This window comes from Streptomyces rishiriensis (assembly GCF_030815485.1).
GTDB classification, from domain to species: domain Bacteria; phylum Actinomycetota; class Actinomycetes; order Streptomycetales; family Streptomycetaceae; genus Streptomyces; species Streptomyces rishiriensis_A.
This window is the reverse complement of sequence record NZ_JAUSWV010000002.1, coordinates 22,322-43,958: the sequence shown is the minus strand read 5'-3', so window position 1 is coordinate 43,958 and position 21,637 is coordinate 22,322. Positions and strand designations below refer to the sequence as shown.

Genomic DNA, 21,637 nt, shown 5'->3' with positions numbered 1-21,637 from the left:
GGCAGGTGGGAGGGCGTCGGAGTGGAGCAGGACGACAAGGGTGCGGCCGGGGAGAGCTCACGGGGCCGGGCACGGGCGAGCCGGAATTCGGGGCCTGCCGCAGGTGGTGGGCAGGGGTGAGGCGTTCAGCTGTCCAGGCGGCGCCCTGCGAGCCAGGTGACCATCTCGGGGTCGTGGTGGTCGAAGAACAGGGAGCTGCCGGTGTCGAGGGTGGCGATCTGGGCCATCTGCTCGTCGGTGAGCTCGAAGTCGAAGACGTCGAAGTTCTCAGCCATACGCTCGGTACGTACGGACTTGGGGATGGCGACGACGCCGCGCTGGGTCAGCCAGCGCAGCACGACCTGGGCGACGGACTTGCCGTACTGCTTGCCGATCTCGGCGAGCAGCGGGTTGGTGAACAGGTCGTTCTTGCCTTCGGCGAAGCCGCCCCAGGACTGGATCTGCACCCCGTGCTCGCGCATGAGGTCCTGGTAGCCGGCGCGCTGGAAGAAGGGGTGGGTCTCGATCTGGTCGACGGCCGGGGTGATCTCGTTGTTGAGGATCAGGTCGATCAGCCGGTCGGGGTAGAAGTTGGCCACGCCGATCGCCTTGGCCACGCCCTCGCGGTTGAGTGCCTCCATGGCGCGCCACTGGCCGTAGACGTCGCCGAAGGGCTGGTGCATCAGGTACAGGTCGAGGTAGTCCAGGCCCAGCTTGGTCAGCGACGTCTCGAACGCGCGGCGCGTGTTGTCCTGGGCAGGGGCGTCCTGGACCCACAGCTTGGTGGTGACGAACAGCTCCTCACGAGGGATGCCGCTGGACTTGATGGCGCGGCCTACGGCTTCTTCGTTGCCGTAGGCGGCGGCGGTGTCCAGCAGGCGGTAGCCGGCGGCCAGGGCCTCGGAGACGGCGCGCTCGGTGTCCTCGGCGGGGATCTGGTAGACGCCGAAGCCGAGGATCGGCATCTCGACGCCGTTGTTGAGGGTGACGGTCTGCATGAGCGGGGTGTCCTTCGCTGTGCGGTGGGAGGGCGGGTGGTCAGGGGCGGATGAGGGCCTTGAGGACCTGGCGGTCGGCCATGGCCTGGTAGGCGTCCGGTGTCTGGTCGAGGGGGAAGGTCTGGTCGAAGACGCGGCCGGGGGTGATGGTGCCGTCCAGGACGTCGGGCAGGAGCTGTTCGATGTAGGCGCGGGCGGGGCTGGCGCCGCCGGTCAGGGTGACGTTGCGCATGAACTCGGCCGGGCCGATCGGCCCCTGCTCATACTGGGGGACGCCCAGGCGGCTGATGGTGCCGCCGTCCAGGACCGCGCCCAGCGCGGTGTCGAGGGCCTGGCGGGTGCCGACGGCCTCGATGACCTTGTCCACGCCGCCGGTCAGCTCGCGGATGCGGGCGATGCCCTCCTCGCCGCGCTCGGCGACGACGTCGGTGGTGCCGAACTCGCGGCCCAGGTCGGTGCGGGCTTCGTGGCGGCCGGCCAGCACGATCCGCTCGGCCCCGAGCCGCTTGGCGGCGATCACCGCGCACAGGCCGACCGCGCCGTCCCCGACGACCAGCACCACATCGCCGCGGCCGACCCCTGCCGTGACGGCGCCATGGTGGCCGGTGGTCATCACATCGGAGAGCGCCAGCAGCGACGGCAGCAGCGCGGAGTCGGCGGCCACCGGCAGCTTCACCAGAGTTCCGTCCGCGTACGGAACACGGACGGCTTCGCCCTGCCCGCCGTCGACACCGTCGAAGCCGTACCGGCCGCCGTTGCGGCATGAGATGTGCAGGCCCTTGGCGCAGTAGTCGCAGGTGTTATCGCAGTAGGTGAACGGGGCGACGACCAGGGCACCGGCCTTGAGGCCGGTCACGTCCGTGCCGGTCTCCTCCACGACGCCGAGGAACTCGTGGCCCATGGGGCGGCCGGTAGCGGTGGCGGGCGTCGACCCGTAAGGCCACAGGTCGCTGCCGCACACACAGGACGCGACGACGCGAACCACGGCGTCGGTCGGCTGGACGATCTTCGGGTCGGGCCGGTCCTCGACGCGGACGTCGCCGGCTCCGTACATCACTGCTGCACGCATGAAAGGTGTTACTCCGAACGAGGGGTGGGGGGGCCACGCGAAGCGCGGCATGCCGGGGCGGGGTCAGCGTTCGAGCATCTGCGCCTGGGCCTCGGTGTGGGTGTCGCCGGCGGCGGGCGGCAGGCTGGAGAGCTTGTCGAGCTGCTCGGCGGTCAGCGTGACGGCATCGGCGGCGGCATTCTCCTCGACCCTGGACACGCGCTTGGTGCCGGGGATGGGGGCGATGTCATCGCCCTGAGCGAGCAGCCAGGCCAGCGCCACCTGACCGGGCGTGGCACCTGCCTCGTCGGCCAGGGCCTTGACCTCGTCGGCGAGCGCCAGGTTGCGCTGGAAGTTCTCGCCGGTGAAGCGCGGGTTGTCGCGGCGGAAGTCGTTCTCGTCGAACTGGTCGGTAGAGCGGACTGTGCCGGTCAGGAAGCCGCGGCCCAGCGGGGAGAAGGGAACCAGGCCGATGTTCAGCTCCCGCAGGGCGGGCAGCACCCGCTCCTCGATACCGCGGGTGAACAGGGAGTACTCGGACTGGACCGCAGTGACCGGCTGGACGGCGTGGGCACGGCGGATCGTGTCCGGGCCGGCCTCCGAGAGACCGAAGGCGCGCACCTTGCCCTCGGCGATCAGCTCGCCCACCGCGCCGGCGGTCTCCTCGATCGGCGTGTTCGGATCGACGCGGTGCTGGTAGTACAGGTCGATGTGGTCGGTGCCCAGCCGCTTGAGGGAGCCCTCGACGGCGGTGCGGATGTTGGCGGGACTGGAGTCCAGGTTCCACGCGCCGTCGCCGGCGTGCGAGACCAGGCCGAACTTGGTGGCCAGCACCACCCGGTCCCAGCGGCCCTTCAGCGCCCGCCCGAGCAGCTCCTCGTTGGTGTAGGGGCCGTAGATCTCGGCGGTGTCGATCAGCGTGACGCCCAGCTCCAGGGCTCGGTGCACGGTCCTGATCGACTCCGCGTCATCGGTGCCGGAGCCGGTGTAGCCGTGGGACATGCCCATCGCGCCCAGCCCGATCCGGGAAACGTCCAGGTCACGTAGCTTGATGTACCGCATCTCGTCCTCTTCCGATCATGGTGTCGCCTGGTCTCTCACTCTTGCCCGGCCGGCAGGCCGTGCCCGTCGAAGTCCGGGCGACGCAAGAGGCCAGCGTCTTCCTCATTCACCTTCGCCCGGATTGCTCGGGTGTGGCAGGGCGGGCTCTTCGGGGGTAATGACAGGGCCCCCCTCCCGTCTGCGGCGCGGCTGTCTACCGGGTGAAACTGGAGTCATGGCATCCCAGAGCGCGAACAGCGAGGGCGCCGAGCTGGGCCGTTTCCTGCGCGCCCGCCGTACCCAGACCAGTCCCGAGCACGTCGGTCTCACCGTCGGCGCCGGCATCCGCCGCACTCCTGGCCTGCGCCGCGAGGAGCTGGCCACCCTCGCCGGCATCAGCATCGACTACTACGTGCGCCTGGAACGCGGCAAGGAGAACCGCCCCAGTCCCGCCGTCCTCGACTCGCTCGCCCGCGCCCTGCTCATGGACGACCAGGAGCATCAGCACCTGCGTGAACTCGCCGCGCGTGCGGCCCGCTACGTCTCCGAGCCGCCGCCGGCCCCCAGCCGCACCGTGCGCCCCCACCTGAAGCTGCTGCTGGAGTCGCTGCGGCCGAACCCGGCCTACGTCATCAGCCGCAGCATGGACATGCTGGCCTGGAACCCCGGCGGCCTCGCCCTGTACGCGGGACTGGAGGAGTGGCCGGCCAAACACCGCAACCTGGCCCGCTACCTCTTCCTCCACCCGGCCTCACGCTCCCTGTTCACCGACTGGGACCGCCAGATCACCGCCTGCGTCGCCCGACTGCGCGCCGTCGCGGGCACGGCTCCCGACGCCCCGGACCTAACCAACCTCGTCGGCGAACTCCTCCTCAAGAGCCCCGAGTTCGCCCGGCTCTGGGAACGCTACGAGGTCACCGGCCGCAAGCCCGCACAGAAGACTTTCCACCACCCCCGCGTCGGCACCGTCACGCTCACCTCCCAGTCCATGCAGCTGGAAGGAACCCCCGGCCAGCGCATCGGTGTCTACACCGCCGAACCCGGCGCACCTGACCACGACGCCATGCTCCTGCTCGACATGACCGCGCCCGCAGCCGTGCCCCACCGGGACGTTCCGCACGCATCGCCCTGACCGCTGTTCTCACAAACGGTCCTTTGCCCGAACAAGATCACAGATGGCCTCCTGGTGATCGCGAACTGGCGGTTCTGTTCGCAGAACTCGTTGTCGCTCAAGAGCGGATTCGGGGTACTTCTGAGAATCGTTGGTGACAGCATCCGGTGGCATGACGGTCCCTCAAGAAGCTCTGGAGCGACGTCGGACGACGTCGAGCGGCACCTCTGCCCGCGCTGCACGGCGGAGCCCGGCTCGCCGTGCCGCTCGCGTGCTGGAGCCGTCGCCGGCACTTACCACACCGGCCGCTTCACCAAGGTGTCCCGGCTCGCCAAGCTCCTGCGCGTGCCGGCCCCCGCCGACCGCGGGCCCGGCCAGCCGTGGCGCCCCGGAACCCCGGTCCCGCTCGCCCACGCGCCGGACACCCCGAGCGCCGACATCCGCATCGGGAACGCGCGATGCTCCACGCTCACCCAGGAACTCCAATCGCAGCTCGACGCGCTGGCCAAGCACGGCATCGAGCGCGACAAGGTGTTCTCCGAGAAGATCAGCACCCGGGTCCGGGTCCGCCCGCAGTTCGAGGCCGCGCTCACCCTCGCCCGCCAGAAAGGCCCACGCTCCGCACTGCCGGGTCATCTTCACCGTCTACGAGATGAAGCGCCTGGGCCGCGGCGCTGCCGAACTCACCGCGCTCGCCGACCACCTGACCGCCCACCGCCTGGTCCTGGAGATGCTCGCCTGACCGCTGCCCGGGATGTACGACCCCAGCGGGCCCGGCCGCCTGCTGTTCGCGTTCTTCGCCGCGATGGCGGAGACCGAGCGGGAGAACATCCGGGAGTCGACCCTCGAAGGGCTCGACGCGGCGGCCCGCAAAGGCAAGCACGGCGGCCGACCGCCCGTCATCACCGAGGACTGACCGCCGCCGGTCTCGGCCAGGGTGCCTGGGCCGTGAGGGAACCAGCTGGTGACGCCCTTCACGGGAGCGGGCCGGTATATCCCAGAAACCTGCTGCGAGGGTCAGCCTCCGACACTGTGGCCCGGGCGGGTGATCCGATAGCGCTGCCGTGGGGGCGGGGTTTGTGACGGTTCTTGAGGACCTCGCCGTATGTCGGAGGGATACCCGCGCTGTTCTGCCAGCGGCAGAAACACCGGCCGGACCGGACTCGACGATCACTACAGTCCAGTCTCATGACGACGATTACGACGCGTACGGTCGAGTATCCGGCCGACGGTTTGACGATGATCGGGCACCTCGCGCTCCCGGCCGGTGTCGACCGCCGGCCCGCGGTGCTGCTCGGACCAGAGGGCATGGGGCTCAGCGACGTAGAGCGCCGCCGGGCCGATGCTCTCGCCGAGCTGGGATATATAGCGCTGGCTTTCGACCTTCATGGCGGCCGCTACTTGGGCGACCCCGAGGAGATGCTGGCCCGTTGCCTGCCGCTGCTCGCTGATCCCGAGCGGATGCGGGGCATCGGCCATGCGGCGCTCGATGTGTTGTGCACCGAGCCGCGGACCGACCCCGACCGGATCGCCGCCGTCGGCTACGGCACCGGGGGTGCCATCGCGCTGGAACTCGGGCGCGATGGCGTCAACCTGCGCGCGATCGGGACAGTCAACGCGACTACCACGGGCCGACCGGGCGAGGCGGCGCGCATTCGCTGCCCGGTGTGGGCCGGGGTCGGGTCGGAAGACCCGATCATGCCGCCTGCGCAACGGAACGCGTTCGCCGCGGAGATGCAGGCCGCGGGCGTCGACTGGCGCCTCGCGGTCTACGGCGGCGCCTTGCACGCCTTCCACCACCCGCCGGTCGACCACCCCGTGGTCCCCGGCGTCGGCTACCACCCACAGCACGCCAAGCGAGCCTGGCGCGACGTCGTCGACCTGCTCGCCGAGTGCCTGCCCGTGACGGAGGATCTGGGGCATGACCCAGGTAAGCATGCTGGCCCCGGGCACTGACAGCCACTCCCCTCGATCTGTTGCCGTGGGCAGATCACATCCGGGTCAGTGCCGGTGCCGCCTGGGCGGGGGTGAACCCGACGCCGAGACGTCGATGCCGGACACGACCGGGCGTCAGCCGGCGGCGGCGTCCAGTGCCGACTGGAGCGACTCGCGGTAGCCATCGCTGGTGTACGTGGCTCCGGAGACGGTGTCGATGTCGGCGCTCTGGGCCGTCAGCGCCTCTCTGGTCAGCTGCGGGACGGCGTACGCGTTGATCTGCTGGTCCCTCGGGTTCTCCTGGGGGTAGGCGACCGCGGTGACGTCGGTGAGCTTTCCGTCCTTCAGCGTGACCCGGACCTGCACAGGGCCCCAGCGGGTCTGGACGGAGTCACCGGTGAGGGTCCGGGTTCCGGTGGCCGCGGATCCGCTCGTTCCGCTCGATCCGTCCGATCCGTCCGATCCGTCCGATCCGTCCGATCCGGTCGTTCCGCCCGACGGGCTCGAGCTGCTGGACGGCGCGGGGGAGGAGGCCAGTCCTGCGACGGCCGGGGTCGTGTGCGGTTTGAGCGACAGCAGCAGCACCATCCCGGAGACGGTCGCGGCGCTCGCCAGCACGATGCGGCGCAGCGGGCGGTTCTTCTTCAATGTGTGCAAGGCGGCCTCACAGCTCGAAGGACTCGTGGTGGATGCGGTGGTCCGGGACCCCGGCGGCGCGCAGGGCCGCGTACACGTGCTGCGCGAACCCGTGCGGGCCGCACAGGTACACGTCGTGGGCGTGCAGGTCGGGCACCGCCGCGCGTAGTGTCCCGGCCGTGAGGTCCGGCCGCCGACCGCGTGGGCCGTTGAGCGCGTACTGCACCTTCGCTCCGCGCCACTGTGCGACGGTCTCCAGCTCGGCGCCCAGCGCGAGGTCCTCGGCGGTGCGGGCGCGGTAGAGGAGGGTGACGTCGCCGGGCAGAGTCTCGAACAGGGCCCGCAGCGGGGTGATGCCGACGCCGCCCGCGATGAGCAGGGACTTGTGCGCGCTCTGCCGGTCCGCGGTCAGCGCCCCGTACGGCCCCTCGGCCCACACGCGGGTGCCCGGACGCAGCAGGCCGACGGCGGCACTGTGGTCGCCGAGCGCCTTGACGGTGATGCGCAGCAGGTCCGGGCGCGGTGGCGCCGACAGGGAGTACGGCGTGGACGTCCAGCGCATGCCGTCGGTGAGGAACCGCCAGCGCAGGAACTGTCCCGGCCGCGCGCCCATCTCGTCCAGCCGTCGGCCCCGCACGACGACGGAGTACACGCCCGGCGCCTCCCGGTGGACGGAGTCGACCCGCAGCCGGTGGCGCAGGTTGAGCTGTACCGGAGCGAGGATCCGGAACCACGCCACCAGGGCCGCGACGCCGAGGTACAGGACGTACCAGGCGGCCTGCGCGGGCCTGCTGCCGACGAGGTCGGACCCCAGGGCGAGCTGGTGGCCGAAGGCGAGGAAGACCGCGGCGTACGTCAGCAGGTGTGTGTAGAACCAGAACTCGTGGCTGACCCTGTGGCGTACCGCGCGGGCCGAGGTGATCCCGACCGCGAACAGGATGACGGTGCCAGCGGTGGCCTTGAGCATCTCCGGGTAGTCCAGGACGACCGTGAGCATCTCCTGCACGAATGACGAACCGTCCTGGGCGGCGTACCCGAGAAGGATCATCACGACGTGCGCCACCAGCAGACAGATCGTGTAGCGGCCCGCCATGGCGTGCCAGCGTGTCACCCGGTCCGCCCCGATGCGCCGTTCCAGGAGCGGGACGCGGGCCATCAGCCCGACGAGGACGGCGCAGGCGTACCCGCACAGCAGTCCCGCGATCCGCCCGGCCCCCGTCAGCCAGCCCGCGGCGCCCACGACCGACCCGGTGTCGAACCACCACAGGCCGACCACGGCGGCGGCGCCGCCCCACAGCAGGGCGAGCACGGGGCCGACGGGGGAGCGCCGTGGAGCGGGAGGCGCTGGGGCCACCCTTCGTCGCGCGTAGGCCGTCGTCATCCGCCTGTCCCTTCGCTGTCCGTACGGCTCCGTTCCTCGGCCGTCCGGGACGACACTGTGCCGACGCAACCTCTGAGTCAGCTCTCAGCGACCGGTGGGCGGGTCGGTCCCGCCGCAGGTGGGAAGGCCCGCCGAGGCGACCGGCGCCGAGGGGCGGCGCGGCGTACTCATAGGGAACTCAGAGGTGGAGAAGGCAGCCCGTGTCACGGGGAGACCGCATCCTGGTAGCTGAGATGAACACTTCCCGCCCGCGCGGCCCAGGCCGCCCCGTGCTGACCCGGACCGACGGCGCCCCGCTCCGGGTCCTCGTCGTCGACGACGACCCCGACCTCGCCGAGGTGCTCTCCGGCGCCCTGCGCTACGACGGCTGGGAGGTGCGCACGGCCGGTGACGGCGTCTCTGCCGTCGCCGTGGCACGCGAGCTGCTGCCCGACGCCATCGTCCTCGACGTCATGCTCCCGGACACCGACGGCTTTGCCGTGCTGCGCTCGCTGCGTGCCGTGCGCCCCGACGTCTGTGTGCTCTTCCTGACCGCCAGGGACGCGGTCGAGGACCGTATCGCGGGCATCACGGCGGGCGGCGACGACTACGTGACGAAACCGTTCAGTCTCGAGGAAGTCGTCGCCCGCCTGCGCGGACTGCTGCGCCGGGCCGGCATGGCCCGGCAACTGGCGGACGGACCGCGGCTGGCCGTCGGCGACCTGGTCATGGACGAGGAGGCCCGCGAGGTCACCCGCGGCGGCGAGCTCGTCGAGCTATCCCCGACGGAGTTCGAACTGCTGCGCTTCCTCATGCGCAACCCGCGGCGCGTCCTCAGCAAGGCACAGATCCTCGACCGCGTGTGGTCCTACGACTTCGGCGGGCAGGCCCACGTGGTCGAGCTGTACATCTCCTACCTGCGCAAGAAGGTGGACGCGGGGCGCCCGCCCATGATCCACACGGTGCGGGGCGCCGGATACGTACTCAAGCCGGTGGCGCGGTGAGGACGGTGAGAACGGGGCTGAAACACCGTCCCGCACGTCGTCCGCTCCGGCGCCCGGCGGGGAAATGGGCGGCCCCGCTGCCCACCTTGCGGGCCAGGCTCACCGCCGGCCTCGTGGTGCTGCTCGCGGTCAGCTGCGCGGCCGTCGGGGTGGCGGCGGTGGTGGAGCTCAACGGCTTCCTCACCGGCCGCCTCGACCAGCAGCTGCGCGAGGCGGGCGAACGGTTCCCGGCGAGCCTTGAGCACGGCGGGCTCTCCGACCACGACGGAGACGGCGACACCCGTCGGCAGACCGCCGGGACCTTCGGCGCCCGGCTGGTCGGCGACACGGTCACGAACGCCGCGCTGGTGGGCTCCGGCAGGGGCGCGGGCACGGACGCACAGGACGTCACGCTCGACGCCGCGGACCGCAGTATGCTCGCCGCCGTCCCGGCTGACGGCAAGGGGCACACGATCGATCTTGCGGCGCTGGACGACTACCGCGTGATGGCGGTTCAGGGCAGGGACGGTGATGTCCTGATCACCGGGCTGCCCACGGAACCTGTCGATGCCACCGTCCACCGGCTGGAACTCGTCGCCGCGGTCGTATTCGGCGCCGCGCTCGCTCTGGCCGGCTTCGCGGGGGCGGTGTGGGTGCGATGGTCGCTGCGCCCGCTCAGCAGAGTGGCCGCGACCGCCACGAAGGTCAGCCGGCTCCCGCTGTCCAGCGGTGAGGTCGGCCTCTGGCCGCGCGCGCCCGAGGCCGACCCGCGCAGCGAGGTGGGACGGGTCGCCGACGCGTTCAACACGATGCTCGGCCACGTCGAGGACGCGCTGACCAAACGACACGCGAGCGAGGAGCGGCTGCGCAGCTTCGCCGCCGACGCCAGTCACGAGCTGCGTACGCCCGTCGCGTCGATCCGGGGTCACGCGGAACTGGCGCTGCTGCACCCCGGCCCGGTGCCGCCGAAGGTGGCGCGGGCCCTGGAGCGCATCGAGGCGGAAGCGGCCCGCATGGGCGCGATGGTTGACGACCTGATGCTGCTCGCCCGCCTCGACGCGGGCCGCCCCTTGGAGCGACTTCCCGTCGACCTGACCCGGCTGGTTCTGGACGCGGTGACGGACGCGCAGGCCGCGGGCCCCGGCCACCGCTGGACGCTGAAGCTGTCCGAGGAGCCGGTGACGGTGACGGGTGACGCCCACCGCCTCCATCAGGTGCTGGCCAACCTGCTGGCCAACGCCCGCCTGCACACACCCGGCGGCAGCACGATCACCATCTCGCTGGAGACCGAGGGCGGCACGGCGGTGCTCAAGGTCCACGACGACGGCCCCGGCGTCTCCGCCGACGTCCGGCCCAGGATCTTCGAGCGCTTCACCCACGGGGACCGCCGCCGCGCGGAGGGCGTGGAGAGCGGCAACACCGGCACCGGCCTCGGCCTGTCCATCGTCGCGGCGGTGGCAGAAGCCCACGGTGGCGGTGTCGCCCTCGACAGCGGCACCGGCTCGACGACCTTCACGGTGCGGATCCCCGTCGGCAACGGCTGACCGGACGGGCCCTTGTGACGGAGTCAGCAGACCGGTTGACGACGTGGATCTGGATGCGAACGTCTCGGCCACAGAACGACACCCAGAAGTACACGCGAGTGGCCTGAGCACGAGCCGGGGACGAGCGATCGCAGTGCTGCCGCGTTTCCTGAGCCGGCCACAGCGTCCGGGGCTCGTTCACGTTCCGGTGGCCGACGCCCCGCGTAGTGCGCCGGTTCTCGCCTGGCGGCAGGAGGACCGGCGGCGACTGGTCGCGGACTGCGTCGCTTCAGCCGTGGACCCGGCGCGGGGCTGAGCCCGTACCGCCTCAAGCAGTGGCACGGACTGGCCACTCGATACGACAAGTCAGCCACCATCCATCTCGCCGGACTCCATCTCGCCGCCATCTTCATCGGGTCAGCGACGTGATCCGAAGGAACGGCCCTAGCCGTCCCGCGCCCACGGCCGCAGCTTCTCCGGGTTGCGGATCACCCAGATACGGGTGACGCGCCCGTCGGAGACGTCGAACGCGGCCACGGTCATCACGACCCCGGACCGCTGGGCCACCAGGCCCGGCACACCGTTGACCGACCGTTCAAGGAGTTCGAGGCCGGGAGCCTTGTCGGCGATGGCGACCATGTACTCGGCGATACGCGCGCCGCCCTCGACCGGGGTCAGGGCGGTGGCGACCATGCCGCCGCCGTCTGCGGTCATCACGGCGGCCGGGTTGAGGAGACCGACCAGGGTCGCGATGTCCTTGCTCTCCCAGGCCTCCTTGACGTGTCGCACGACATCGGCCTGGCCGGTCGCCGGCACCGGGGCGCCCGCGGGGCTCACCCGCCGCCGGGCTGAGGCCGCCAGCTGCTTGCAGGCCGCGGGGGTCCGGCCGAGCACGTCGGCGATCTCGGCGAACGGGTACCGGAAGACGTCGTGCAGGACGAGGGCCACCCGCTCGGCGGGTGTCATCGACTCGAGGACGACGAGGAAGGCCATGGCCACCGATTCGTCGAGGACGATCTGGTCCGCGGGGTCCGCGGGGTTGGTGGGGCCGGGTCCGGCGGGACCGCCGCCCGCGTGGGTCCACTCGGTGCGGTCGGGCAGCGGCTCGGGCAGCCACGCGCCGACATAGCGTTCACGGCGGGCCCGCGCCGAGCCGAGCAGGTCCAGACAGATGCGGCCGGTCACTGTCGTCAGCCAGGCGCCGGGGGACAGGATCTCCTCCTGCCGGCTCCGGGGCAGCCCGTACCAGCGTGCGTAGGCGTCCTGCACGGCGTCCTCGGCCTCGGTCACCGAACCGAGCAACCGGTAGGCCACGTTGATCAGTTGGCGTCGCTCGCCGGCTATCGCGTCCGTGCCGCCCCCGTCAGTCCCATGCTGTGGCCCCGCCTTACCTTTCGCAGCCCCGTGTCGTCGGGCTGGTGAGACCTTATCGACCTACTGCCCAAGGGCGGAAAAGGGGACTGTGACATGGCCACTCAGGTGACGGCGGCGACGACGGCGAACGCGTGGCGCGGCTCCTCGTTCCTGCGGATCGCGATCGCCCTGCAGACCCTGACCATCTTCATCCAGGCGGTGTCCGCCGGAATGCTGCTGACCTCGTCGTACGGAGCGACGTTGCACGATGTCGGCGCCCGTGTGATGTACGGGGCGTCGATGCTGTACCTGCTCGCCGCCGTGCTGGCGTGGAAGCCGGGCGGTGGCCCGGCCCGGCCCGTCGGGCACGCGTCGGGGTTCCTCGTGCTCGCCTCGGCCCAGGTCGTGCTCGGCATCGCGCATGTCCCGTCCGTCCATCTCCCCTTGGGGGTGCTGATGTTCGGCCTGAGCATGCTGGCCCTGGCCCGGCGCTGAGGCCCGGAATGAGGGCTCGTCGGTTCCAGAACTTGCCCCGTGACTGATCTTTGCCGGGTGCACCTGGGAAAATGAGCAGCAGTGCCCCTTGGTACGGTGCGCCGATGTCATCGATCAAGCAGTTCCAAGTCACCTTCGACTGCGCGGAACCTGAGCGTCTCGCTCGCTTCTGGTGCGAGGTGTTGGGGTACGTCGTACCGCCGCCACCGGAGAGGTTCGCGACGTGGGACGACTTCAAGCGTTCACAGCCCTCCGAGCAGCAGGATTCGTGGTTCGCCTGTATAGATCCCTCAGGGATCGGCCCGCGGCTGTTCTTCCAGCGTGTCCCCGAGGGAAAGGCTGTGAAGAACCGGGTGCATCTTGATGTACGGGTCGGCACCGGCCTCGTGGGTGAAGAGCGCCTCGCCGCACTCGAGGCTGAACGCGCGCGCCTGGAGCCGCTTGGCGCAGTACACGTGCAGACGTTGTACGACGGCCACGATGCCTGCATCCCGATGCTGGACATCGAGGGCAACGAGTTCTGCATCGACTGAGCCAGCTTCGAGCCGCCGAGGTGGGAGGCCGCTTCCCTTGGACCTCTCCGACCCCGAGCGGGGCGGGAGTTACCCGTGAGGGCGAGGTTGTGCAGCCGGGCGATACCGAGCATGGCGTGGTGCGGCGCGCCGTCGCCCTTCAGGCGGCAGTCCCGCGGGATCTTCCAGGTCTTCATCCGGGCAAGGTGTGCCGACAGGGCGCCGCCGCTTGCCCGCTCTGACCGTGCGGGAGGAGGAGATCCTGCGCGCGATCCGCCATTCCTCCCCATTCTGCCGACTGGGGCTTCCGGCGCGCGCTAGCCTCGGCCGAGCCTGTACGGATGCGGGAGTGAGGGACATGGTGGCACGCAGACTCCTGGCGTTCGCCGACGCGCTGGTGCTTCTCGGTGCCGAGCCGCCGCGGCTGGCGGCGTTGGATCGGGCGCTCGGTGGAGCGTTGAATCTGGCGACCGCCGGGGTCAGCGGCACGGTGATCGGCATGGCCGACGCCAACGGACGCCTCCTCGGCCTCGGACGCGACGCGATCCGCGGTGTCGGCGCCCGTCTGGACCGTACCCATGGGCGGGCGGAGCGGACCGATGTGCTGCGCGCGGCGCACACGGTCATCGTCGTGGTGGCCTTCTTCGAAGCGATGGAGGAGTTGGAGCTTCCGTTCACCCTCTCCGAGGTGCGATTGACTCGGGACGAGCAACTCGCCCTCGCCCGAACCGGATCGGGCTCGATCCCGCAGACGTCGGACCTGGTGTCGCTGTTGCTCGCGACGGACCTGCCCTGCCCGGCACCGCACATACCGCACTCGGCGCTCACCGCGATGCTGCTCGGGAGTTACGCGAGCTACGGCCGCAGATTCCGCGACTTCCTGGAAGGCCTTGCTCTTTGGGAGCACATGGACGCGTTGCGGCGCCTTCGGACCCATGCGGCTCTCACGGATGACCTGCCGCGCGCAGCTTATGACCGGTACCCAGAGTCTGTACGTCGAGCTCGCAAAGGAAGCACCCGAATTCGGCTTCTGGGTCACACACGTGGCGCAGCAAGCGATCCACACAGACGTAGGCCGTGCCCTGTCAGGGATCGAGACTCTCCTCACCCGCACCACCGAGGCGCTGCGCCCGCCGGTCGACGTGGCCTCCGCGCTGGCGCGCGCTCACCAGGCGGCGTTCGCTCACCCAGTGCTGGACGCCGCGTCGGCGCCGGACGGCATCAGGATTCCCACCCTTCAGGACCTCTACCTCGACCCGGACTTCCGCGTCAGTGCCGTTTCCGGGCAGGCCGCACCGGCCGACCACGAGTGGTGGGATCGACTGCCCCTGCGCCGAGACCTCACCCGCTACCTGGCCGGGGCCCTCACCTCTCCTCAGCTTGCCGAGGTGCCCCTGCTGATCCTGGGCCAGCCCGGTGCCGGCAAATCCGTCCTCACCCGGGTGCTCGCCGCGCGGCTCCCCTCCGTCGGATTCCTCCCTGTGCGCGTGCCGCTGCGGGATGTCCGGGTGGAGGACGAACTGCAGGACCAGATCGAACAGGCGATCCGCGCCTCCACCGGCGAACGGGTCAGCTGGCCGGAGCTGGTGCGCGCGGCGGGCGGCAGCACTCCGGTTCTGCTCCTGGACGGCTTTGACGAGTTGCTGCAGACGACCGGCGTCCACCAAACCAACTTCCTGGAGCGCGTGTCCCAGTTCCAACGGCGTGAAGCGGATCAGGGGCGGCCCGTGCTGGCGTTGGTGACGAGCCGGACCTCCGTGGCCGACCGCGCCCGCTACCCCACCGGCATGGTCGTCCTGCGCCTGGAGCCCTTCCGCGCCGAGCAGATCACGACCTGGCTGGCCGTGTGGAACGAGGCCAACACGGCCGGATTCTCGGCACAAGACCGCGGCCCGCTCACCTGGCAGCACCTCGAACGTCACACCGAACTCGCCGTACAGCCTCTGCTGTTGACGATGCTCGCGCTGTACGACGCCGCCGAGGGTGCTCTGCGGCGCGCCGACGACTTCGACGTCACCGAGTTGTACGAGCAACTGTTGTCCTCCTTCGCCCGGCGCGAGGTCGGCAAGACGACACTCCATGCCCTCCCCGACGAGGACACGGCCGCCCTCGTCGAGCAGGAACTGCAACGCCTGTCGCTCGTGGCCTTCGCCCAGCTGAACCGGGGCCGCCAGTGGGTGTCGGCCGACGAACTCGAGCAGGACCTCACCGCCGTACTGGGCAGGCAGCCGGTGCGACCACCGGGGTTCCGCACCCCGCTCACCGCCGCCGAAACGGCGCTCGGCCGCTTCTTCTTCGTCCAGCGAGCCCAGTCAGTACGCGACGGCCAGGTACTCGCCACCTACGAGTTCCTGCACGCGACCTTCGGCGAGTATCTGGCCGTGCGCCTCACCCTGCACCTGCTCACCGACCTGCTCGCACCCCGCCCCGCGCTTTCCCTCGGCGACACCCGCATCGACGACGACCTCGCCTACGCACTGCTCTCCTACACCTCCCTGGCGTCCCGGCAGATGCTGCGCTTCGCGCGGTCACTGACCGGCAGGCTGTCCGCGGCGGAACGGCGCCGGCTGACCCGGACCCTCATCCAGGTCCTGACCCAGCACGCGACGCGCACCGGCGACCAGCACCCGACCTACCAGCCCGCCCTACTGCGCACCACGACACGCCACGGCCTGTACGGATCCAACCTCGCGCTCCTGACGGTGCTGTTCGCCGAGCGCTGCTCCGCCGCCGAGCTTTTCCCGGGCTCCGCGGACCCGCCGGGTGCCTGGCACCGGCACTGCCTGCTGTGGCGCTCAGCGATGAACGAGAGCCAGTGGACGGACTTCGCTCTGTCCCTCGACGTGCATCACACGTGGGACGACGAGGGCCGGGCCCTGGAGATATCGCTTCGCTCCGAGCCAGGCACCCCACCGCAGGCGCTCGACATGAACTGGCACTTCCGCTATCCGCGAGGTAGCGGAGGCCCAGGCTGGTCACGGTCGTACTGGGACGAGCTGTGGCACAAGACAGCCGTGTCCGGCGGAACCAATGACTCGGTGATGCGGCATGCCCTGGACCCGGTATTCCGGTGGCTCGGCCAGGCCGTGACCGTGTTCAGTCCGGTCGACGGTGCTCCGGCCTCGTCGCTCGCCCACGACCTGCTCGAACTGCTGCTGGCCGATCGCACGACCATGAGCGACAGGGAGCTCGGCGATCTCTACGGCCGGGTGCTCCGGGGAATGCGGCTGCTGATGGACATGCGCCACCCCCAGCTGGTGTCGGCCGTGCACGCCCTTCTCACGGCCTTCGGCCAGGACAAGCAGCGAGTCCCCGGCGACGCACACGACGACGTCCCGCTGTTTCTGAAACAGCTCATTCAGCTCATGTTCGGTGAAAGCGAGAGGGTGCAGCCATTGCCGGTGACCGTCTTCGGTGCCCTCTCCCATGCGCTGGCGTCCCACCGATTCTTGGTGCACGCCCTCGTATCCGCGGAAGACCGGGCCCTGATCGCGCGCCATCACGATCCGGCCACCGGCCCGCCGGAGTGAGCAGGCGGGCCGGCCACTCACACCCACGTGAACACTGATGAGGTGCCCCCTGACAACGGCTAACACAAAGGGGTGGATCGGCCCTGATGGCCACGTCTGGATCGGGAGTTGACGTTCGGGCCGATGTGGGAATGTCGCCGTGGATCGTGTCGGATGAGCTGTGGGACCGTCTGGAGCCGTTGCTGCCGCAGAGTGAGCGCAGGTTTCGGTATCCCGGCCGCAAGGCATTGCCGGACCGCGAGGTGCCGTGCGGGATCTTGTACGTGCTGCACTCCGGAATTCGTTCAGTCGCTGAGGTTACGGCGGTTGGAGGTCGAGGCAGGTCTCGGCGATGAGACCGGGTCGTCATGGCCCCACGTCACCCGCACCCTCAAAGATCTGTACCGCTCCGGCAGCCTGAACCGCTCGGCCGTGGCCGCGGTGTTCGGTGGCTGGCGGGTTAATTTCGCCTTAGGGACTGGATTCTGACGGATATTCGTCGTGGCAGGTACATGGCAGGCAGGCATTGTAGGGCGTACCATCGCAACGCCCCGGAGGGCGGTCGACGGTGCGTCCGGCCCCCACCGGACAACCGCACCGCTCCTTCGCGTACCCGGCCCCGCCGGGGCCGGATTCCCCCCACGGATGAAGGAGCAGCAATGCCCCTCGGCACTTGGATCAAGGCAGGCACTTCCGCCGCAGCGCTCGTCCTCACCATGGCGGGCGCCGCGACCGCCGCCCCCGCTCCCGCGGGTGAATCGTCCGCCGCGCAGGCGGCAGCGGTGACCCTTCGCTACGACGACAGTCGCGCCGGAGGCTGGGAAGCCGCGATCGCGGCGGGAGTGTCCTCATGGAACACGAACGTGAGCAACGTCCATCTGGTGGAAGCGGCACCCGGCACCGTGGCCGAGATCGTGATCGTCGCCACCACGGGCTGGCCGCAGGCCACGCTCGGCCCCGTTCGTCCGGGCCGTCAGGTCCGCGTCGAGCTCGGCAGCCAGGCGGTTGACCAGGGCTACGACAAGACCCGGATCGCCGCTCACGAACTGGGTCACAGTCTCGGCCTGCCGGACACCAAGCCCGGCCCCTGCTCACAGCTGATGTCGGGATCGAGCCCCGGCACGGCCTGCACCAACGCCACACCGAACGCCACCGAGCGCTCCCGCGTACAGTCCGCCTACGCAAGCGGAATCGCCGCGCTCGTCCCCGCTGACGGCCGGATCCTCATCGACGCGCCCTGACCACGCGGCCATCAAGCGGACGTGCCTCCCAGGGATCTCGACGAGATCCCTGGGAGGCAAGAACGCATCTGACTGTCGCTGTTCACCACGCCGCAACTCCCGGTCCTGCCGCCGTGCGCACCCCCACATGGTTCTGCGCGACCTGGCACACGCCCAGGCCCTGGCTGACGACGCGCTCTCGAGCGACGGCAGCGTCTGGGTCGGTGAGTGGCAGACCCCTCCGGCCAACCGCCGCCTATTTAGCGCTCGTGACGCTTCACAGCGTCATCGCGGTGATCTTTGCTCCGCGCGCGGGCCGGTGGGAGGGCGCAGCCTGGGCATGCCGCCTCGGCCACATTGAGCCGGTACAACTGCAGGTCTCCCGCTCTGACGAATGAGAGGCCGAAAACCGAGTGGTCAGAGCGGGCGACAGAGCATGTCACCGCACATGGTGGCGCACAGACCATCGTCGTTGTGCTTGGGTCATGGGACGGGGCATTCAGGCAGACGACAAGGGGATCGAGCCGGGTCACCCGCCAGTCGGTACTCGTGGCGTGGGGGCTGTCCTGGCTTTGAGCGGCCGGACTTGCCGTCCTCAGTACCTTCGGAACCAATCCCCGCCGACCACCCCGACCACGGTATCGAGGCCTGGTCACGAGGACGAGGACGACTCGAAGACGTCACAGGGCCTCTCGTATGGATCAAGGGGGGCGGGTGCGGCGGGAATTGCCAAGGTGGCACTCTGGGACGATGCAGCCCTGGAGCCCATCTGTCGAGAACGATCTGCGGCATCTGCTCAATCAGTGGGACCCGATCGGCGTCGCCGACGACGTGCAGGACGAGTACGACTGCATGCTCGCCCCCATGCTCCAGCGGCTCCGTGGCGGTGCCAACGAGACGGTGATCGGTGAGTTTCTGCGGCAGGAGGTGGAGGAGCACTTCGGTCTCGATCCTCTTGGCGCGCGACCGGAAGCGATGGCCATCCGAGTGATCGCCTGGTGGACAGCTGTTGGAAAAGCCCATGGCAACAGCGCGTAGCCGCTCCTTTCGGATCGTCTGTTCGTTGGTCCAGCCCTTGCAGATGGCCCGGCAGTCCCACGTCGCGCCATGCCGGTAAATCTCACCGGGGACGATCGCGGTAGCGCTGGCGCCGGTATCCGCCGTGAGGTGGTAGCGCGCGAAAATGACCGACTCGCCGCCATGGGGCTAGCGCAGGGCTCCCATGTCGCTGATCCGCGGTTCAGCACCATCCGGAACGTGTCATCGTCCAGCAGCCAGTGGGTGTGAACCATCGGCCTGCCGAGCCCGCTGTGCGGTAGCGGGCCGACGCGGATTCCGACCCGCAGCTGCAGGGGCACATCTCCAGGTGCCTCGGCGCGGGGGCGCGAGAGCCCGTGGCGTTGCGCATCGGGGAAGCCGCCGACCAGCGCGGCAGAACCTCCGGGTCGGTGCCCGCGACGTATCCGTCGCCGGTGTGCTGGCCGAACGTCCGCCGCTCAGGCAGCTCATCAGCCGCTCTCGTCCCATCAGTTGGGCCCAGTGGAGGTGCCTCACTCGTCGGCGTCTCGGCCAGCAACACCCACGATTGAGTGCTCCAACTGGCTCCGGACAATCACGGCCGGCGCTGGAGTTCGCCTGGAGAAACGCCACAGCGGTCGTGTAAGGCCGTCCCCGACCAGGCGCCTGCGGAGCGGACCCGGGAGGGAGCAGGGGTCAATAGGCCGCGAGCAACTGCTCGAGCAGAGCCGCGGTGGCTTCGCCGGGCGAGGTCCGGGTTACGACGTTGAACTCCCAGGTGATGCGCTCGTTCAGAGGGACGATGGTGATGCCTTCGCTTGGCGGGATCAGCAGTTCGGGAAGCAGCGCGATGCCGAGGCCGTTGGCGACGAAGACCGGGATCGAGCTGGTCTCGGTCACCTCGGCTCTGACGTCGCGCACAACCCCGCGTGCGCTCAGCGCGGCGTCGAGGACGTCCCGATTGCCGAAACCGACAGGCGCGTCCACGAAGCGCTCAGCCGCGAGGTCCTTCAGCGCTAGTCCCGCGCGCGATGCGAGTTCATGGTCGGCCCCGAGGATCACCGCGTAGGGCGTGGTGGCGAGCCGGTGCACAGCAAGGTCTGGGGCGGTGGCCGCCGGAAGCCCGTACAAGCTGAGATCGAGCCGCCCTCGCCGGACGGCGTCCGCGAGCTCCGCCGAGCCGGACGACGACGCGCGCAGCCGGAGGTCGACGAGCGGGTGTTCGCGGTGGAAGGCACCGATGACGCGCGGGATCGCGAGGTAGCTCACGCTGGAGAACACCCCGATGCGCAGCTCGCCCCGCAGTTCGCCTCGCGGGTCGGCCGCGGTGCGGGCGCGCGCCTCGGCGTCGGCCAGTGCGCGAAGCGCAGGCAGCACCGCCTCTCCGGCGGCGGTGATCCGCACCCCTCGCTGGTCTCGCTCGAAGAGTGCAGTGCCGAGCTCTCGTTCCAGCGCCCGAACGCCGGCGGAAACGGTCGACTGTGCTGCGTAGACCCGTTGCGCGGCACGGGTGAAACTCAGCTCGTCGGCGACAGCGATCGCATACTCGACCAGTCGGGTTTCCATCTTTCCGCCTGCCGCTCCATCGTCCGAATCGATAACTGTGACCAAGAGTATGCGTTAGACGCGATGGCAGGTGGGCGTCGAGCATGGAGGAATGACGACAACAGCGGCTCCCGCCCAGACTCCAGCCACCGCACGACTCCCGCATGGGGCGGGGTTCTGGATCATCGCGGTCGCCTTCGGCACCGAGCTCGCGTTCTGCGCCGTCCCCACGCCCCTCTACGCGATCTACCAGCAGCGCGACGGCTTCCCCACGATCGTCGTCACCATGATCTTCGCCGCCTACGCGGTCGGGGTGATGCTGAGCCTGTATCTCGCGGGCCATGTCTCCGACTGGCTCGGACGCCGACGGGTGATTCTCGGATCGCTGCTCATAAACCTGCTGGCCGCGATCCTCTTCCTCGTCCGGAACGACGTCGTCGGCCTCATCGTCGCCCGGTTGGTCAGCGGACTCGGCATCGGCATCCTCACCGCCACGGCGACCGCCTACCTTTCCGAACTCGGCACGGCGGCCCACCACGCCAAAGGCCGCGTCGCCCTCGTGTCGACGTTCGCGAACCTCGGCGGCATCGGCCTCGGTCCTCTGATCGGCGGACTCATCGCGACCTGGTCCACGCGCCCCCTCGTCGCGCCCTACGTGGCCTTCGCCGCCCTCCTGGTCGTCGAAGGGATCCTGGTCGCCTTCGTTCCCGAAACCGTCGAGCGCAGTGAGGAGCGCCCTGCCTACCGGCCGCAGCGCGTCGCAGTGCCGACGGCAGGCAGGGGCGCGTTCTGGGCGGCCGGAGCGGCGGCGTTCGGGGCGTTCGCGGTGTTCGGCACCTTCATGGGACTGTCCTCGACCTTCCTCGTCGGTCTCCTCGGGTTGCATGCGCACCTGCTCGCCGGCCTGGCGCCATTCGTCGTTTTCATGGCGGCGGCCCTCGCGCAGATCGTCACCGTGCGGCTGGCGATACGCCTCCAGATCAGGCACGCCATCGCGCTCGCCGCGCTCGGGCTCGTGAGCATCGGTGCTGCCGCCGTCGGTGCGTCGCTTCCGCTCTTCCTCATCGGCGGCGGGGTCGCGGGCGCGGGGATCGGCATCCTGTTCCGGGCCGCCCTCGGCACCGTCGCCGCGGTCGCGGATGCGGAGCGTCGAGGCGAGGCACTCGCCGGCATCTTCCTCATCGCCTATGCCGGCATGACCGTCCCGCCGCTCCTCACCGCCGCCGCGCTCAGGATCTGGCCCACAGTCGCCGTGCTTGTCGGCCTTGTCACCGTCGCCGCGATCCTCGTCGCCATCTCCGGCTCCCGGATGCTTCGCCTCTGAAGGCGTGCGCGGGCGGGGTGGCGAACACGGTGGCTGCGGCGGCGCCCG

General features: G+C 70.1%; 18 protein-coding genes and 5 pseudogenes. 14 read left to right on the top strand and 9 right to left on the bottom strand.

Annotation, left to right across the window (positions count from 1 at the left end; genetic code table 11):
• Positions 1-125: 125 nt before the first annotated feature.
• The 3 genes from QF030_RS02490 to QF030_RS02480 all read right to left on the bottom strand — a co-directional run bounded on the left by QF030_RS02490 (position 126) and on the right by QF030_RS02480 (position 3,087).
• On the bottom strand, positions 126-977 hold the full coding sequence (locus tag QF030_RS02490) for an aldo/keto reductase (protein WP_307160993.1): 852 nt from the start codon (positions 975-977) through the stop codon (positions 126-128).
• Positions 978-1,017: 40 nt separating this feature from the next.
• Positions 1,018-2,046 carry a zinc-binding dehydrogenase gene (locus QF030_RS02485; protein WP_307160992.1) on the bottom strand — a complete coding sequence of 343 codons (1,029 nt, stop codon included), beginning with the start codon at positions 2,044-2,046 and terminating at the stop codon, positions 1,018-1,020.
• 63 nt (positions 2,047-2,109) lie between these two features.
• Positions 2,110-3,087: an aldo/keto reductase gene (locus QF030_RS02480; RefSeq protein WP_307160991.1), complete on the bottom strand. Its 978-nt coding sequence runs from the start codon at positions 3,085-3,087 to the stop codon at positions 2,110-2,112.
• A gap of 214 nt (positions 3,088-3,301) precedes the next feature.
• Here QF030_RS02480 and QF030_RS02475 point away from each other — a divergent pair, with 214 nt between their 5' ends.
• From QF030_RS02475 to QF030_RS02460, 4 genes and pseudogenes are all read left to right on the top strand, one after another.
• Positions 3,302-4,198 (top strand): helix-turn-helix transcriptional regulator, encoded by an 897-nt coding sequence (locus QF030_RS02475; protein ID WP_307160990.1) that lies wholly within the window; start codon positions 3,302-3,304, stop codon positions 4,196-4,198.
• A 54-nt stretch (positions 4,199-4,252) separates the two neighbouring features.
• A pseudogene (locus tag QF030_RS02470) lies at positions 4,253-4,726 on the top strand (zinc finger domain-containing protein); the annotation flags it as partial.
• A 205-nt stretch (positions 4,727-4,931) separates the two neighbouring features.
• Positions 4,932-5,093, top strand: a complete 162-nt coding sequence (locus QF030_RS02465; protein WP_307160989.1) for a recombinase family protein — start codon at positions 4,932-4,934, stop codon at positions 5,091-5,093.
• Positions 5,094-5,365: 272 nt separating this feature from the next.
• Positions 5,366-6,133, top strand: coding sequence for a dienelactone hydrolase family protein (locus QF030_RS02460; RefSeq protein WP_307160988.1), 768 nt, complete (start codon positions 5,366-5,368; stop codon positions 6,131-6,133).
• 114 nt (positions 6,134-6,247) lie between these two features.
• Here the strand turns inward: QF030_RS02460 and QF030_RS02455 are convergent, their stop codons facing one another.
• Entirely contained in the window at positions 6,248-6,769 is a 522-nt protein-coding gene (locus tag QF030_RS02455) for an FMN-binding protein (protein WP_307160987.1), read from the bottom strand.
• A gap of 7 nt (positions 6,770-6,776) precedes the next feature.
• A complete protein-coding gene (locus QF030_RS02450; protein WP_307160986.1) occupies positions 6,777-8,129 on the bottom strand; it encodes a ferredoxin reductase family protein in 1,353 nt (450 codons plus the stop codon).
• Positions 8,130-8,362: 233 nt separating this feature from the next.
• On the opposite strand from QF030_RS02450, the gene QF030_RS02445 reads away from it, so the two are divergent.
• Both QF030_RS02445 and QF030_RS02440 read left to right on the top strand, forming a co-directional pair.
• Positions 8,363-9,112 (top strand): response regulator transcription factor, encoded by a 750-nt coding sequence (locus QF030_RS02445; protein WP_307160985.1) that lies wholly within the window; start codon positions 8,363-8,365, stop codon positions 9,110-9,112.
• A 77-nt stretch (positions 9,113-9,189) separates the two neighbouring features.
• A complete protein-coding gene (locus QF030_RS02440; RefSeq protein WP_307167445.1) occupies positions 9,190-10,635 on the top strand; it encodes a sensor histidine kinase in 1,446 nt (481 codons plus the stop codon).
• Between the two features lie 423 nt (positions 10,636-11,058).
• Here the strand turns inward: QF030_RS02440 and sigJ are convergent, their stop codons facing one another.
• Positions 11,059-11,958, bottom strand: coding sequence for an RNA polymerase sigma factor SigJ (gene sigJ, locus QF030_RS02435; RefSeq protein WP_307167444.1), 900 nt, complete (start codon positions 11,956-11,958; stop codon positions 11,059-11,061).
• Between the two features lie 123 nt (positions 11,959-12,081).
• Between sigJ and QF030_RS02430 the strand changes: the two genes are divergently transcribed.
• Positions 12,082-12,462 (top strand): hypothetical protein, encoded by a 381-nt coding sequence (locus tag QF030_RS02430; RefSeq protein WP_307160984.1) that lies wholly within the window; start codon positions 12,082-12,084, stop codon positions 12,460-12,462.
• Between the two features lie 104 nt (positions 12,463-12,566).
• Complete coding sequence (locus QF030_RS02425; protein WP_307160983.1) at positions 12,567-12,995, top strand: VOC family protein; 429 nt, start codon at positions 12,567-12,569, stop codon at positions 12,993-12,995.
• Between the two features lie 71 nt (positions 12,996-13,066).
• Here the strand turns inward: QF030_RS02425 and QF030_RS02420 are convergent.
• Positions 13,067-13,177, bottom strand: a pseudogene (locus tag QF030_RS02420) (IS5/IS1182 family transposase); the annotation flags it as partial.
• Between the two features lie 155 nt (positions 13,178-13,332).
• On the opposite strand from QF030_RS02420, the pseudogene QF030_RS40475 reads away from it, so the two are divergent.
• The 5 genes and pseudogenes from QF030_RS40475 to QF030_RS02400 form a co-directional block, all read left to right on the top strand.
• A pseudogene (locus QF030_RS40475) lies at positions 13,333-13,914 on the top strand (NACHT N-terminal helical domain 7-containing protein); the annotation flags it as partial.
• A gap of 103 nt (positions 13,915-14,017) precedes the next feature.
• On the top strand, positions 14,018-16,504 hold the full coding sequence (locus tag QF030_RS02415) for an NACHT domain-containing protein (RefSeq protein WP_307160982.1): 2,487 nt from the start codon (positions 14,018-14,020) through the stop codon (positions 16,502-16,504).
• A gap of 86 nt (positions 16,505-16,590) precedes the next feature.
• Positions 16,591-16,788 (top strand): annotated as a pseudogene (locus QF030_RS02410) (transposase); the annotation flags it as partial.
• 354 nt (positions 16,789-17,142) lie between these two features.
• On the top strand, positions 17,143-17,724 hold the full coding sequence (locus QF030_RS02405) for a snapalysin family zinc-dependent metalloprotease (protein WP_307160981.1): 582 nt from the start codon (positions 17,143-17,145) through the stop codon (positions 17,722-17,724).
• Positions 17,725-18,453: 729 nt separating this feature from the next.
• Positions 18,454-18,741 (top strand): hypothetical protein, encoded by a 288-nt coding sequence (locus QF030_RS02400; RefSeq protein ID WP_307160980.1) that lies wholly within the window; start codon positions 18,454-18,456, stop codon positions 18,739-18,741.
• A 36-nt stretch (positions 18,742-18,777) separates the two neighbouring features.
• On the opposite strand, the pseudogene QF030_RS40470 reads toward QF030_RS02400, so the two are convergent.
• Together QF030_RS40470 and QF030_RS02395 are read right to left on the bottom strand one after the other, a co-directional pair.
• Positions 18,778-18,888, bottom strand: a pseudogene (locus tag QF030_RS40470) (TerD family protein); the annotation flags it as partial.
• 528 nt (positions 18,889-19,416) lie between these two features.
• Positions 19,417-20,286 (bottom strand): LysR family transcriptional regulator, encoded by an 870-nt coding sequence (locus tag QF030_RS02395; RefSeq protein ID WP_307160979.1) that lies wholly within the window; start codon positions 20,284-20,286, stop codon positions 19,417-19,419.
• A 91-nt stretch (positions 20,287-20,377) separates the two neighbouring features.
• On the opposite strand from QF030_RS02395, the gene QF030_RS02390 reads away from it, so the two are divergent.
• Positions 20,378-21,589, top strand: a complete 1,212-nt coding sequence (locus tag QF030_RS02390) for an MFS transporter (protein ID WP_307160978.1) — start codon at positions 20,378-20,380, stop codon at positions 21,587-21,589.
• Positions 21,590-21,637: the final 48 nt, after the last annotated feature.